Source organism: Pseudaquabacterium inlustre (assembly GCF_038066595.1).
Taxonomy (GTDB): Bacteria; Pseudomonadota; Gammaproteobacteria; order Burkholderiales; family Burkholderiaceae_C; genus Pseudaquabacterium; species Pseudaquabacterium inlustre.
The window spans coordinates 25536-38958 of the sequence record NZ_JBBUTH010000005.1; the positions used below are offsets into that span (position 1 = coordinate 25536).

Genomic DNA, 13423 nt, shown 5'->3' on the forward strand with positions numbered 1-13423 from the left:
CGCGGCTCAGCACATCACCAGGCCCGGCACCGGCGCGCGGCCCAGGGCGCGTGCCAGGGCCGTGCGCTGGGGCTCGGTCAGCGGCGCCATCGCGCTGTCCAGCATGGTCTCGAAGACCGGCGCCGGCACGGCCTGCTGCAGGCCGCCGAGCAACTGCGCGCGCTCGGTGGCGTTCAGGCCCAGCGACATCCAGGGCAGGGTGTCGGCCAGTTCGGCCGGCGGCAGGCTGGCCATCAAGCGCTGTTCCACGGCCTGGATCTGCGCATCGGTGCAATGGCGCCACAGCACGGCGTTGTGCTCGGTCTCTTCCATGTGCATGTGCACCAGGTTCTCGCTGACGAACAGCGCCAGCGCGTGGTACAGGCGCAGCGCGCCATCGGCCGCGGGCTCGCGGCGCAGCGCGGCGCTGGCTGCAGCCAGCGCGGCGATGTGGGTCTCGTGGTCCACATGCTCGTCGGCGGCATCGGCGCTGCTGCCGGGCTGGGCGGCCTCCAGCGCGGCGTGCACGAAGTCGTTCTCGTGCTGCAGGTGGCCGCGGCACACGGCCAGCAGGGCATCCAGCTGGTCCAGCGCACGCGCCGTGGCGGGACCGTCGCTCACATCGATGCCGCCCACCGCCACCAGCACGCGGCACATGCGGGCGCGCAGCGCCTTGTGGATCCAGCGGTAGATGTCGTAGCGCGTCAGGGCTTCGGCGCGCAGCAGTTGGGTGGCATCGGACAGGTTCATGGCAGGCTCCCGGCAGGGTTTGGAGGGGGTGTCTGGCGACGGGGTGTCGCCATGCCGGAAGTCTGCTCAGTGCCTCGCGCGGGCACATCGGCCTGATGGGCCATCGCGGCCGGCGGGGCCATGGCCCGGATGGGCCATCGCGCGCCGCGCCGGGCCGCCGTGTCACTTGCCCCAGCTGTCCTTCAGCGTGGTGACGCGGTTGAACACCGGCGCGCCCGCCTGGTGGTCCTTGCGGTCGGTGACGAAGTAGCCGTGGCGCTCGAACTGGAAGCGCGTGTCGGGCGCTGCCGTGGCCAGCGAGGGCTCGACATAGCCGGTGACGACCGTCTTGCTGGCCGGGTTCAGCGCGTCGCGGAAGTCGGCGTCGCCGGCATCGGGCTGGGCCTGGCTGAACAGGCGGTCGAAGAGGCGCAGCTCGGCGGCGATGCCGTCGTGCTGGCCCACCCAGGTGATGGTGCCCTTGACCTTGACCGCATCGGCGCCGGGCGTGCCGCTCTTGGTGTCGGGCACCACGGTGGCCAGCACGCGGGTGACGCGGCCGTCGGCGTCCTTCTCGCAGCCGGTGCACTCGACCACCATGCCGTACTTCAGGCGCACCTTGTTGCCCGGGAACAGGCGGAAGAAGCCCTTGGGCGGCACCTCGGCAAAGTCGTCGCGGTCGATCCACACTTCGGGGCCCAGGCTGAAGCTGCGCTGGCCCAGCTCGGGCAGTTGCGGGTGGGCCGGCGCACCGCAGGGCTCGCGGTGCTCGGCGCCGTACAGCTCGGCCCAGTTGGTCAGCGTCAGCGGCACCGGGTCGATCACGGCCATCGCGCGGGCGGCCTGGCCTTCCAGGTCGGCGCGCAGCGCGCCTTCCAGCACGCTGTAGTCGAGCCAGATGTTGGACTTGCTGGCGCCGGTGTCCTCGGCCATCTTGCGGATGGCGGCCGGCGTGTAGCCGCGGCGGCGCAGGCCGGCCAGCGTGGGCATGCGCGGGTCGTCCCAGCCCTGCACATGGCCTTCATCCACCAGCGCCTTGAGCTTGCGCTTGCTGGTGATGACATAGGTGAGGTTCAGGCGGCCGAACTCGTGCTGCTTGGGCGCCGGCGCGTTGAGCAGGCCACCTTCGGTCAGGCGGGCCAGCAGCCAGTCGTAGAACGGGCGCTGGTCTTCGAACTCGAGCGTGCAGATCGAGTGGGTGATGTTCTCCAGCGCGTCCTCGATCGGGTGCGCATAGGTGTACATCGGGTAGATGCACCAGGTGTCGCCGGTGGCGTGGTGGTGCGCGTGCTTGATGCGGTAGAGGGCCGGGTCGCGCAGGTTGATGTTGGGCGAGGCCATGTCGATCTTGGCGCGCAGCACCATCGCGCCATCGGGGAACTCGCCCGCGCGCATGGCGCGGAATCGCGCCAGGTTCTCGTCGGCGCTGCGGTGGCGGAACGGGCTGTCGGTGCCGGGCGTGGTGAAGTCGCCGCGGTTGGCGCGCATCTGTTCCGGCGTCTGCTCGTCCACATAGGCCAGGCCGCGCTCGATCAGGTGCTCGGCCGCGCGGTACATGAAGTCGAAGTAGCCGCTGGCCCAGTACAGGTGCTCGGTGCCCTGGAAGTTCCAGTCCCAGCCCAGCCACTTGACCATCTCGATGATGGCGTCGACGTACTCCTGCTCTTCCTTCTCGGGGTTGGTGTCGTCGAAGCGCAGGTGGCACACGCCGCCGAAGTCGCGCGCCAGGCCGAAGTTCAGGCAGATGCTCTTGGCGTGGCCGATGTGCAGGTAGCCGTTGGGCTCGGGCGGGAAGCGCAGGCGCACGCGCGCCGGGTCGGCGCTGCCGGCCTGGTGCGACGCGGCATCGCCGGGCGCACCGCCCCACTGGCGCTGCGCGTAGACCCCTTCCTGCAGTTCGCGCTCGATGATCGAGCGCAGGAAGTTGGCCGGCTTGGCGGCGCTGTCGGGGGCGGAATGGGGCGCGGACATGGGGGGTGGCAAGGGGAGGGAAAACCAGCCCCATTCTAGGAGGCCGGCACCGCCCCGCCGGGGCGAACAGGCCCGCTGCCACCCCGGAGTTCGGCCGCCGCCGGGGCGTGCGGCGCCGCGGCCTCAGCGCCGGTGCCTCACATCAGCCCCAGCGAGCGCCACAGCAGCGTGCCGAGAAAGCGCCCGGGCAGCAGCGTGAACAGGCCGGCCACCACGCAGCCGCCGATGAACATGCCCTTCATCTGCTTGCGGTGCGCCTGCACATTGCCGCGGCGGATGTGCCAGATGCCGCGTGGCAGGCCCCAGGCCACCATCAGCGTGAAGCCGTGGATCGGCGAGAAGCCGGCCAGGTTGGGCATCCGGTAGTCGCGGATGAAGGCGCTGGCCACGGCGGTGGTGGCCATCAGCAGCACCCAGGCCCAGCCCCAGGCGCGGTGTGGCGCATCGCCCTTGCGGCGCGACAGCACGACGATGCCGATCAGCAGCGCCCCCACGGCCGAGAGCAGGTGCACGAAGACCACCGGGTGCTGGCGGAGCAGGCGGAGCAGGGCATCGAGGATCATGGTCACCGAGTGTCGATGCCCGCGGCCGACCGGCCGAGCGTCGTGCGACAGGCTGCCGGCAGGCGGCGCGAACGGTGCCTGACAGGGGGCGAACCGCGGCCGCGGCGTCCTACATGCCCTTGAACAGGTGCGCGTACAGCCGGCTGGCGGTCAGCTTCTCGGGCCGGCCGCGCAGCGCCAGCGTGACCTTGCCGGTCTCCTCGCGCACCGCGGTGGTGATGGCCGTGGCCCGCACCACCAGGCTGCGGTGCACCTGCCAGAACTGGCCGGGATCGAGCTGCGGCAGCAACTCGCGCAGCGACAGGCGGATCAGGTGCTCGCGCTCGGCCGTCACCACGCGCAGGTACTTGTCGGCAGCCTCGAAGTACAGCACTTCGTCCACCGGCACCATGTGCACCGTGTTGCCCACGCTGGCCTGGATGACGCTCAGCCGCGGCTGGCTGCCGGCGGCCGGCGCGGTGGCGCCCAGCAGCGCGCGCAGCTGGGCCAGGGCCTGGTCGATGCCGGGGGCCTGGGCCGGCGCCGGGTGGGTCGCAGGAGCGGCCGGGGCGGTGGGCGCGGCGGGCACCGCCGGCGCGGCATCGGCCAGCCGGCGCTGCAGCCGCTGCACGCAGGCCGCCAGGCGCTGCGGCTCGACCGGCTTGACCAGATAGTCCACCGCCTGCGCCTCGAAGGCGGCCAGCGCGTACTGGTCGTAGGCGGTCACGAACACCAGCAGCGGGAACGGCGCGGCGCCCGGCGTGCCGGGCTCGGGCCAATCCTCGGCCAGGGCCTGCGCGGCCTCCAGCCCGCTCAGGCCGGGCATGCGGATGTCCAGAAAACACAGCTGCGGCTGGCGTGCCAGTGCCTCGCGCACGGCGGCCGCGCCATCGCCCACGGTGGCCAGCAACTGCAGTCCGGGCCACAGGCGTTTCAGCTCGGCCTGCAGGCCGGCGGCCAGCAGGGGTTCGTCTTCGGCGATCAGGGCGGTGGCGTGCATGGCGGGGCGGTGCGGTACAGGTGGGGCGGGTCAGGCCGCGGCGGGCGGCGCGGGCCAGGGCAGCACCAGCGTGGCCACCGTGCCGCCGCCCTCGGCGGGCGCCAGCGTGAAGCGGGCGCCCGTGCCGTACAGCACCGCCAGCCGGTCGCGCACCTGTCGCGTGCCGAAGCCGGTGCCCTGGGTGGCGGGCGGGGACGCGGCCGCATCGGCCAGGCCCACGCCGGTGTCGGTGACGCTCAGCTGCAACTGCGCGCCGGCGGGGCCAGCCACGCGGGCCGCGGCCACGGTGATGCGGCCGCCAGCCACATGCGGCTCCAGGCCGTGCTGGATGGCGTTCTCCACCAGCGGCTGCAGCAGCAGCGGCGGCACCGGCAGGCCGCGCAGGTCGTCGGGCAGGTCCAGCTGCACGGCCAGCCGCGGGCCCATGCGCACGGCCATCAGCGCCAGGTAGTCGGCCACGCGCTCGAACTCGGCCGCCAGCGGGTGCGACTCGGCGCGCGAGGCCTGCAGCGTGGCGCGCAGGTAGGCGATCAGCCGGTCCAGCATGGCCTGGGCGCGTTCGGCGTCCAGGCCGATCAGCACGCGCAGGTTGGCCAGCGTGTTGAACAGCATGTGCGGCTCCAGCTGCGACTGCAGCAGCTTGAGCTGGGTTTCGCTGGCCAGGCGCTGGGCGGCCTCGGCGGCGGCCTGTTCCTGGGCCACGCGCTCGCGGTTGTAGAAGAACAGCGTGGCCGCGCCGGTGGCCAGCAGGCTCAGCAGCACCGGCTGCAGGCGGCTGAACGGCGCCGGCGAGCGGTAGCCGGTGACCGCGTCGCCGATCAGCGTGCCCAGCCAGTAGCCCCCCGCGGCGCCCAGCAGCACGCAGGCGGCCATCCAGGGCAGGCCGGGCCAGCCATGGCGGCGTGGGTAGCGGATGCCCAGGCGGCGCACCAGCACCATGCGGCTGCCGTCGATGAACAGCCACGACAGCATGCCGATGCTGGTGGAGTACACCCAGAACGGCCAGAAGCGCAGCTGCGGGCCCACCGCCACCCACATCAGCAGCGCGATGAACAGGCACACCGCCACATTGATGGCGCCGCGCCGGGCCAGGCTGAGCCACCAGGGCGTCAACGGCGGTTCGGGCAGGGCCGCAGGCACCGGCGGGCCGGCGGACGGGAACGAAGGCATGGGGTGATTGTGGTTCAGCGGCGGCGCAGGCCGGGCGGTTGTGCGGTCAGAACGACCGGGTGGCGGCCAGCAGTGCGCTGCGCCGCGTGGGCAGCTGGGCCAGCAGCGCGCCCTGCGGCCCGCCGTAGACGCGCCAGCTGGCATTCACGCGCCAGTGGTCGCCTTGCCACTGCACGGCGGCGGTGACGATGCGCCCGCCATCGGCCGGCTGCCACAGGCTGTCGAGGCTGAGCTGCCAGTGCTCGGGCTGCCAGGCCAGGCGGGCGTAGACGTTGCGCTGGCGCAGGCTGGGTGCGTCGAAGGGCGCGGCCTGCCAGGCCAGATTGCCGGCCGCCCCCGACAGCGCCGCCGCCGGCAGACCCGGCCGCGTCGCGAAGGCCGCCAGCGCCTGGTGGCGTGCGCTCCAGGCCTGCCACTCGGCATCGGGCAGGGCCGTGCCGTCGTGCCAGGCCTCCAGCAGCACGCTCTGCTGCCAGGCGCCGGTCCATTGCGCGCCGATCAGCCACTGGCCCGCACCGCCGCGCAGGGTGGTCTGCCAGGGGGGGGTGGTCTGCAGGCCGGTGCCGGCCGCCGGATCCAGCCGCCAGCCGTCGTGGCGCTGCAGGGCGCGCACCGAGCCGTGCAGCTCCAGTTCGTCGGTGGCCACCCAGGCCACGGCTGCGCCCAGGCTGGCGCCGGTGTGGCGTCCGTGGCGGGCAAAGGCGTGCAGGTCCACGGCGCCCTGGCGCAGATAGGCGCGCGCGGCCAGCGCGCTTTCGCGGGCAAAGCGCTGGGCGGCCGGCGCGTCGGTCCAGCGCTGCGGGTTCACCCAGACCAGCGACAAGGCCGATTCGGCGCCGAAATGCTCGGCCATCAGCAATGGCCGGCCCTCGGGCGTCTGGCCGAACTGGGTGCGGCGTTCCTCCTGCTGCACCAGGTCGTTCGGGCGGAAGCCGTAGCCCACGTCCCAGCCCAGCACCTTCTTGCCGGCGGCCAGCTGCCAGGCGCCCAGGTCGGCGCTGGCCTGCAGCTCGTTGACGCGGCTGCGGTCGGCCTGGCCGCGGCCGCGCAGCCACTCGTGGGCCAGCAGCGCGTTGCCGTGCAGGGCGACGGCCGTGCCGCCCAGCCGGCCGCGCAGCGCGTGGCGCAGTTCGGTCTGCACGGTGAGGCCGTCGGCCACCGGCGGCGCGATGCCGGGCTGCAGCGCCTGCGCGGCAGCCAGCGGGCCGCGGGCATTGGGCGTGCGGGCGTCGGCGCGCAGCGTGATGTCGGCGGCCGTGTCGTCGGCCACGGCCAGGCGGGCGCCGGCCCACAGCAGCGCGCCCAGCAGCCAATGTGGGCGGCGGCTCATTCCAGGCTCGGGTTCTTGGCCAGGAACATCGGGTTCAGCCAGGTCTCGGGCACCTGCCGGGCGGTGCGCGACAGGTAGCGCACGCGGGTCTCCTTGTGGTTGCTGAGCTGGTCGCGCAGCACCATCTCGGTCACCAGCTTCGGACTGGCGGCCTGGTCCATCACGAAGCGCGCCTGCTTGGCCAGCTTGTCGCTCTGCACGTACAGGTCGGCCGCCACCGGCTCGTGGCGGGCCTTGCCGATCCACAGCTCGATGCGCTGGTAGCTCACGCCCTTGCGCTGGGCCTGCAGGCTCAGGTGCAGGCAGGCCTTGCGCTCGTCGGGCGCGGGGCAGGCTTCCTCGGCCAGCAACTGGCCGGTGTAGTCCTCGGCCCAGCTGAGGGTGGCGATGTCGCCCGTGGAGGCATCGCCCAGCAGTTTCTGCGAGGGCGTGATGCGCACCGGGCGCTGGCTGCCGGGCAGCAGCAGCCAGAAGTCGTCGCCCAGCATCAGCACCTTCTGGCCGGTCTCGGCCGGCGAGCGCATCAGCACCAGGCTTTTGCGCCCGGGCTGTACGAACACGGTGTAGCGCCGCTCCTTGTCGGGCTGGCCGTCGCGGGTGAAGGTGTTGACCTGGGTCTCGACCTGCAGGGCATCGGCGCCGGTGCCCTGTCCTGAGCGATACCGGTCGGCGTCCTTCAGCAGGCTGGCCACGTCGTCGGCAGCGTGGGCCGTGACCAGGGCCGAGGCGGTGAACAGGAGGATGATGATTGGCTTCATGGTGGGCTGCGGTCAGGTGTGGGCCAGGGCGTCGACGATGGGCCTGGCGACCGTGCGCCGCGCCACGAAGGCCGAGGCCACGGTGGCCAGCAGCAGCATGGCGGCCAGGGTCAGCGCGTACAGCGTGCCGTCGAAGGCGATCTGCAGCGGGTAGCCGGTGCTGCGGCCCGGCGGCGGCGGCATCTGCACCGGGAAGGCCAGCAGCGCGCCGGTGACGGCCAGCGCGATCAGCACGCCGGCCACCGCGCCCATGCCGCCCAGCAGCAGCCCTTCGAGCGCAAAGCTGCGCACCAGCTGGCCGGGCAGGGTGCCGAGGGCACGCAGCGTGCCGATCTCGCGGGTGCGCTCGATCACCGCCATGGCCATGGCGTTGGTGACGACGAAGACCACGATCACGCCGATGATCAGGCCCAAAGCGCCGAAGATGCGGTTGTAGAGGTCCTTCACGCTGCGGTAGAAGGTGGCCTGGTCGACCCAGGTCTGCACCTTGAGCTGGGGCACCATGGCCTGCACCCGCGCCTGGGCCGGTGACGTGGCCTCCATGCGGTCCAGGAACACGCCCAGGCTCGACACCCGGGTGGTCACCAGCAGCTTCTGCGCGGTGGCCACGTCGGTGTAGACTAGGCGCCGGTCCAGATCGGGCACGCCGGTGGACACCACGCCGCTCACCGTCACGTCCAGCGCATTCAGCGCGCCTTCGGTGGTGCTGGCCAGCAGCGTCAGGCTGCTGCCCGGCGCGGCCTTCAGGCTGCGCGCCAGGGCCTCGCCCAGCATCACGTGCAGGCGCTGGTCGGAGGTGAGCACCTTGCCAGCCTTCACGCTCAGGAACGGGCCCTTGATCGCGAATTCGGCGTCGGGGTCGATGCCGGTGGCCATCATCACCGTGCTCTTGTCGCCGTTGCTGATCAGGCCGGTGAACTCCACGCGCGGCAGCACCTGGCGCACGGCCTCGTCGGCCAGCAGCCGGGCCTTCAGCGCATCGGCGTCGTCCAGGCCGTGCTGCAGCGGCGTGTCCTCGTCCTTGCTGAACTGCTCGGCCTTGGCCACGATCAGGTGGCCGGTGGCGCGCGCCGACATCTCGGCCAGGCCGCGGTAGGTGAACAGCGCAAAGCCGCCGGCCAGCAGGATGGCTGCCGTGCCCAGTGCCGCGATGCTGACCGTGACCGCCGAACGACGCGGGTTGCGCAGCGTGTTGTGCCACGCGAACTTGAGCCATTTCATGCTGCTTCCCCTTCCAGGATGCGGCCATCCAGCAGCCGGATGCGCCGGTCGCAGCGCGCCAGCAGGCGCTCGTCGTGGGTGGCGATCAGGAAGGCCGCCTGGTGCGCGTGGCCTTGCTCCCGCATCAGGTCCAGCACCTGGTCGGCGGTGTGCGAGTCGAGGTTGGCGGTGGGCTCGTCGGCGATCACCAGCGCCGGGCGCTTGACCAGCGCGCGGGCGATGGCCACACGCTGGCGCTGGCCACCCGACAGCGCGTCGGGCCGGTGGTGGGCATGCTCGCGCAGGCCCACGGCGTCCAGCATCTGCGCCACGCGTTCGCGGCGCTCGGCCGCGGCCAGGCCGGCCAGGAACAGCGGGTAGTCGACGTTTTCCTCCACCGTCATCACCGGCACCAGGTTGAAGCTCTGGAACACGAAGCCGATGGCGTCGCGGCGCAGCAGCGTGGCGGCGGTCTCGTCCAGCGTGTCGGCCTGCACGGCGCCCTGGCGGCCGCGCAGCGTCACGCGGCCGGCATCGGGCCGGTCGATCAGGCCGGCCAGATTCAGGATGGTGCTCTTGCCGCTGCCCGACGGGCCGGTCAGCGCCAGCATCTCGCCCGGCGCCACGCTCAGGTCCACGCCCTGCAGGGCCGGCACCACATGGGCGCCCAGGCGGTAGGTCTTGTGCACGCCTTGCAGCGTGAGAACGGTGCTCATCGTCGCGTCCCGCTCACAGCGCCTGCAGCCGGCTGCGCGCCACGGCGGCCTGCGGCGTGCCGCTGGCCGCGGCCTTCTCGTACCACTGGCGGGCCTGGGCCGGTTGCTGGTCGGCCACCGCCTGCTGGCCGGCGCGCAGCCACACGCTGGTCTTGAAGCCGGCCGGCGTGGCCTCGAACTGCGGGTGCTTGAGCACCTCGTCGAGCAGCTTGTGGCCGCGCTCGCCGCGGTTGAACATGGCCGGCATCGACAGGAAGGTGCTGGCCGCGGTGAACTTCACCGACAGCACGGCCGGCACGCCCTGGTGGCTGGGCGCCTCGTGCGCCGGGGTCAGCTGGGCCAGGGCCTTGTCGATCAGGGCCAGGCCGTCCTCGGCAAAGCCCATCTTCTTCCACGGCAGCATCGTCGTGGTGGCGCGCATCGACGTGGCAGCACCGGCATAGGCGCGCAGCACGGGGTCGGTGGGCGCGGCGGCCAGCAGCTTGCCGAACTGGCTGGCGGCGTCGTCGATGGCGGCATCGTCGCCGGGCTTGGCGGCGATGAAGCGCGCGAAGGCGGCGTTGAAGCCGGCATCGGCCGCGGCCGCTGTGACCGCTGGGGGGGCCACGCTTGGGGCCGGCGCCACCGCCGCCGGCTGCTGCGCGTGGGCGCACACCGTGGTGGTGATCAGCACGGCGCCCGAGGCCAGCGCCACCAGCGAGGTGGCGGCCAGTGTCAGCAGCGCATGGCGCGGGGTGGTGTCGACGCGGTGGTGGTCGGCAGGCATGTTCGGCTCCCTGGGTGTGGATGACATGCCGCGATGGTGGCGAGCCGCCGCACCGGCCGCAGCCGGGCTGCGACGAAACGCCGGCACGCGTCGCGAAGCGTTGCCTCAGGCGCCGCGCAGCAGCAGATCCAGGTTCTGCACCGCAGCGCCGGCCGCACCCTTGCCCAGGTTGTCGAACACCGCCGCCAGCAGCACCTGGCCCTGGGCCTCGTTGGCCAGCACGGCCAGGCGCAGGTCGTCCGTGCTGTTCAGTGCGGTGGGGTCCAGGTGATCCAGCGCGGCGGCCTCGGCCAGCGACAGCAGTTGCACCCGCGGCGTGGCCGCGTAACGGGCCTGCAGCGCCGCGTGCAGCGCCGCCACCGTGGTGCCGGGTGCCAGCTGGCGCAGGTGCAGCGGCACGGTCAGCACGATGCCCTGGCGAAAGGCGCCGTAGGCCGGCACGAAGAACGGCCGCGCGCGCAGGCCGGCGTGCTGCTGGATCTCGGGCACATGCTTGTGCGCCAGCCCCAGGCCGTAGACCTGAAAGGGCGGCGGCGCGGGCGCATCGGCGGCGCGCTGCTCGTGCGCGTCGACGCCCGCGCGGCCGCGCCCCGAATAGCCCGACACGGCGTGGATGTTGAGCGGCAGGCTGGCCGGCAGCAGCCCGGCATCCACCAGCGGGCGCAGCAGCGCCAGCGCGCCGGTGGGGTAGCAGCCGGGGTTGCTGATGCGCCGCGAACCGGCGATGCGTGCCGCCTGGCCGGGGCACAGTTCGGGCAGGCCGTAGGTCCAGGCGGCATCGGTGCGGTGGGCCGAGCTGGCGTCGATGATGCGCACGGCGGGGTTGCGCACCCAGCCGGCGGCCTCGCGCGCGGCCTCGTCGGGCAGGCACAGCAGGGCGATGTCACAGTCGTTCAGCGCCTGGGCGCGCCGCTCTGGCTGCTTGCGCTCGGACTCGGGCAGGCTCAGCAACTGGATGTCGGTGCGGCCGGCCAGCCGGGCGCGGATCTGCAGGCCGGTGGTGCCCTGGTCACCGTCGATGAACACGAGTGTCGTCATGGCGTGGGGTGGGAGGGGTGGCAGAAGCCGCCATGCTCGCCAGCGCACTTGCATCAGACAAGTTGAATCTTGCAAACTCCAAATTCATACAAGCTGAATTTTCAACGATGCGCGAATTCAACCTCGACCGCCTGCGCACCCTGGTGACCGTGGCCGACCTGGGCAGCTTTGCCGCTGCCGCCCAGGCCCTGCACCTGGCGCCACCCACGGTCACGCTGCATGTGGCCGAGCTGGAGCAGCGCCTGGGCGCGCCGCTGCTGCGCCGCGGCCGGCCGGCCGTCACGCCCACCGGCGCCGGCGCGCTGCTGATCGAGCACGCCCGCCGCCTGCTGGACAGTGCCGATGCCGCGCTGGACGCCGTGCGCCGCCACATTGCCGGCCAGGCCGGCCGGGTGCGGCTGGGCGCCAGCACCGGCGCCATCGCCCAACTGCTGCCGCAGGCGCTGCAGGCGCTGGCCGCCACGCATCCCGGCATCGACGTGCAGGTGCAGGTGCTGACCTCGGCCGAGACGCTGGCGCACCTGGCCACCGGCACGCTGGACCTGGGCATCGTGGCGCTGCCGCAGCCGCCGCGCGCCGGCGTGCGCATCGAGCCCTGGCGGCAGGATCCGGTGCTGGCCGTGCTGCCGGCCGCCTGGGAAGCGCCCGACCCGGTCACGCCCGACTGGCTGGCCGCGCAGCCGCTGGTGCTCAACGACGGCAGCACGCACCTGTCGCGCCTGTGCACCGAGTGGTTCGCGCAAGCCGGCCAGCGGCCCACGGCCCGCATCGCGCTGAACTACAACGACGCCATCCGCAGCCTGGTGGCGGCCGGCTACGGCGCCTCGCTGCTGCCGGCCGATGGCGGCGAGCCGCCGGCGGATGCACGGGTGCAGCTGCGCGCGCTTCAGCCGCCGCTGTGGCGGCCGCTGGGTCTGGTCTGGCGCGTGGACGACGGCGGCGATGGCTTGGTGGCGCAGGTGCTGGCCGCGCTGCGGGCGCTGCCGACGCTGCCGGGTGACGCGGCCTGAGCGCCTGCCAGTCCGGCCGGGCGGTATGCGAACCTGGCGCCGGTATCGTCCTCAGAGTCACCGATGCCGCAGGCCGCGGGTGCCCGCATCCTTCTGCCACCTTGGATGACGCTGGAAGGAGCAAGCCCATGAGCCGGTTCATGCATTGGGGGCCCGTCTTGGGCGCGGCCGGTCTGGCGGCCTCGGCCGTGGCGCAGACCGAGATCGATGCCTGCAAGCGGGTGAGCGTGCCGCTCGAGCGTCTGGCCTGCTATGACCGCGCGCTGGGGTTCGATACCGCCGACATCCAGCAACCGCTGCAGGATGCGGACATCCGGGCCGTCTTTCATCCGCACGGTGTCGTCACCGAGAAGCATCGGCAGGTGTTCTTCGTGCGGTCCTCGACCAGCATTTCGGCAGACAACGGCGATCCGGCCGAGGTGTCGCTCGGCCGCAGTGCCGGGCGAACCACGGGCGCGGCCAAGGCGGCGATCCTGTGGGTGCCCTACGGCAAGCTGGGCATGTTCGACACCGAGGAGAGCCAGGGCCTGCGGCCTTACCTGGCGCTGGGCTTCGAGAGCGACACCACCAAGCCGGAGCGCGTCGATCAGGTGGCGACGCAGACCTTCCGCGTGGGGGGGCGTTCAGTCTTCGCGGCCCGGCCGAAGCTGCACAGCGGTGGCGCCGGGGCATATGAACTGGCCTTGCGTCTGCAGAACAACGACGTCACCGACACGCGCACCGCTTCGGTGGAGGCGCCCGTCGACCTGAACTACCACTGGGTGACGGCCCAACAGCCGATGCGGCTGCTGCTGCGCGATCGGTGGGTGTTCGGCGGCGTAACGCCCTACGTCGACCACGCCTCCCGGCGGGCGCCGGGCGCACCGGCGTCGGTCAACGGAGTGGAGGTCCGGCTTGGCGCGGCCGCCACGGTGCCCGAGTGGCCGGACGGGTTCCTGCCCCTGAACCGCCTGCGTCCCGATCTGCTGCGCTGGCAGTCTGAGCATGTGCGCCAGTTCAACGGTGAGCGCACGCGCAGCACCAAGCACAGCGTGTCGCTGTCGTGGGTCATCCACCGCAGCCACAACGGGCAGCAGGGCATCAAGGTCGAGCGCCTGGTGGGCCGCAATTTCCGCGACGGTGAGGAAACCGACGCGGCCAAGACGGCCGTCAAGCTGACCGTCAAGTACTGACCTCACCGGCGGCACCGGCCGCGATCATGAACGCCTGCCGGC

The 13423-nt window shown here is 72.6% G+C and carries 13 protein-coding genes; 2 read left to right on the plus strand and 11 right to left on the minus strand.

The features are described 5' to 3' along the window. Positions 1–6: 6 nt before the first annotated feature. From AACH10_RS11130 to argC, 11 genes are all read right to left on the minus strand, one after another. The gene (locus AACH10_RS11130) at positions 7–729 is read right to left on the minus strand and encodes a hemerythrin domain-containing protein (protein WP_341410482.1); all 723 of its coding nucleotides are present in this window, start codon (positions 727–729) and stop codon (positions 7–9) included. A 162-nt stretch (positions 730–891) separates the two neighbouring features. Further along, positions 892–2679, minus strand: coding sequence for a glutamine--tRNA ligase/YqeY domain fusion protein (locus AACH10_RS11135; RefSeq protein ID WP_341410483.1), 1788 nt, complete (start codon positions 2677–2679; stop codon positions 892–894). 137 nt (positions 2680–2816) lie between these two features. Further along, positions 2817–3242 carry a DUF2306 domain-containing protein gene (locus tag AACH10_RS11140; protein ID WP_341410484.1) on the minus strand — a complete coding sequence of 142 codons (426 nt, stop codon included), beginning with the start codon at positions 3240–3242 and terminating at the stop codon, positions 2817–2819. Between the two features lie 109 nt (positions 3243–3351). Further along, positions 3352–4221 (minus strand): LytR/AlgR family response regulator transcription factor, encoded by an 870-nt coding sequence (locus AACH10_RS11145; protein ID WP_341410485.1) that lies wholly within the window; start codon positions 4219–4221, stop codon positions 3352–3354. Positions 4222–4251: 30 nt separating this feature from the next. Next, positions 4252–5391 (minus strand): sensor histidine kinase, encoded by a 1140-nt coding sequence (locus tag AACH10_RS11150; protein ID WP_341410486.1) that lies wholly within the window; start codon positions 5389–5391, stop codon positions 4252–4254. A gap of 46 nt (positions 5392–5437) precedes the next feature. Next, the gene (locus AACH10_RS11155) at positions 5438–6721 is read right to left on the minus strand and encodes a hypothetical protein (protein ID WP_341410487.1); all 1284 of its coding nucleotides are present in this window, start codon (positions 6719–6721) and stop codon (positions 5438–5440) included. After that, complete coding sequence (locus AACH10_RS11160) at positions 6718–7479, minus strand: outer membrane lipoprotein-sorting protein (RefSeq protein ID WP_341410488.1); 762 nt, start codon at positions 7477–7479, stop codon at positions 6718–6720. The genes AACH10_RS11155 and AACH10_RS11160 overlap by 4 nt, the downstream gene beginning before the upstream one ends. Positions 7480–7491: 12 nt before the next feature. Next, a complete protein-coding gene (locus AACH10_RS11165; RefSeq protein ID WP_341410489.1) occupies positions 7492–8700 on the minus strand; it encodes an ABC transporter permease in 1209 nt (402 codons plus the stop codon). Further along, complete coding sequence (locus AACH10_RS11170) at positions 8697–9395, minus strand: ABC transporter ATP-binding protein (protein WP_341410490.1); 699 nt, start codon at positions 9393–9395, stop codon at positions 8697–8699. The genes AACH10_RS11165 and AACH10_RS11170 overlap by 4 nt, the downstream gene beginning before the upstream one ends. A gap of 13 nt (positions 9396–9408) precedes the next feature. Further along, a complete protein-coding gene (locus AACH10_RS11175; protein ID WP_341410491.1) occupies positions 9409–10161 on the minus strand; it encodes a hypothetical protein in 753 nt (250 codons plus the stop codon). Between the two features lie 105 nt (positions 10162–10266). Next, positions 10267–11199, minus strand: a complete 933-nt coding sequence (argC, locus tag AACH10_RS11180; RefSeq protein WP_341410492.1) for an N-acetyl-gamma-glutamyl-phosphate reductase — start codon at positions 11197–11199, stop codon at positions 10267–10269. A 107-nt stretch (positions 11200–11306) separates the two neighbouring features. On the opposite strand from argC, the gene AACH10_RS11185 reads away from it, so the two are divergent. Then, positions 11307–12209 (plus strand): LysR family transcriptional regulator, encoded by a 903-nt coding sequence (locus AACH10_RS11185; RefSeq protein ID WP_341410493.1) that lies wholly within the window; start codon positions 11307–11309, stop codon positions 12207–12209. A 128-nt stretch (positions 12210–12337) separates the two neighbouring features. Beyond that, positions 12338–13381 (plus strand): hypothetical protein, encoded by a 1044-nt coding sequence (locus tag AACH10_RS11190; RefSeq protein ID WP_341410494.1) that lies wholly within the window; start codon positions 12338–12340, stop codon positions 13379–13381. The last annotated feature ends 42 nt before the right edge of the window (positions 13382–13423 follow it).

Bases quoted from the DNA above. Each gene is read 5' to 3' on its own strand.
- AACH10_RS11130 (WP_341410482.1), bottom strand. From the start codon at position 729: ATGAACCTGTCCGATGCCACCCAACTGCTGCGCGCCGAAGCCCTGACG.
- AACH10_RS11135 (WP_341410483.1), bottom strand. From the start codon at position 2,679: ATGTCCGCGCCCCATTCCGCCCCCGACAGCGCCGCCAAGCCGGCCAAC.
- AACH10_RS11140 (WP_341410484.1), bottom strand. From the start codon at position 3,242: ATGATCCTCGATGCCCTGCTCCGCCTGCTCCGCCAGCACCCGGTGGTC.
- AACH10_RS11145 (WP_341410485.1), bottom strand. From the start codon at position 4,221: ATGCACGCCACCGCCCTGATCGCCGAAGACGAACCCCTGCTGGCCGCC.
- AACH10_RS11150 (WP_341410486.1), bottom strand. From the start codon at position 5,391: ATGCCTTCGTTCCCGTCCGCCGGCCCGCCGGTGCCTGCGGCCCTGCCC.
- AACH10_RS11155 (WP_341410487.1), bottom strand. From the start codon at position 6,721: ATGAGCCGCCGCCCACATTGGCTGCTGGGCGCGCTGCTGTGGGCCGGC.
- AACH10_RS11160 (WP_341410488.1), bottom strand. From the start codon at position 7,479: ATGAAGCCAATCATCATCCTCCTGTTCACCGCCTCGGCCCTGGTCACG.
- AACH10_RS11165 (WP_341410489.1), bottom strand. From the start codon at position 8,700: ATGAAATGGCTCAAGTTCGCGTGGCACAACACGCTGCGCAACCCGCGT.
- AACH10_RS11170 (WP_341410490.1), bottom strand. From the start codon at position 9,395: ATGAGCACCGTTCTCACGCTGCAAGGCGTGCACAAGACCTACCGCCTG.
- AACH10_RS11175 (WP_341410491.1), bottom strand. From the start codon at position 10,161: ATGCCTGCCGACCACCACCGCGTCGACACCACCCCGCGCCATGCGCTG.
- argC (WP_341410492.1), bottom strand. From the start codon at position 11,199: ATGACGACACTCGTGTTCATCGACGGTGACCAGGGCACCACCGGCCTG.
- AACH10_RS11185 (WP_341410493.1), top strand. From the start codon at position 11,307: ATGCGCGAATTCAACCTCGACCGCCTGCGCACCCTGGTGACCGTGGCC.
- AACH10_RS11190 (WP_341410494.1), top strand. From the start codon at position 12,338: ATGAGCCGGTTCATGCATTGGGGGCCCGTCTTGGGCGCGGCCGGTCTG.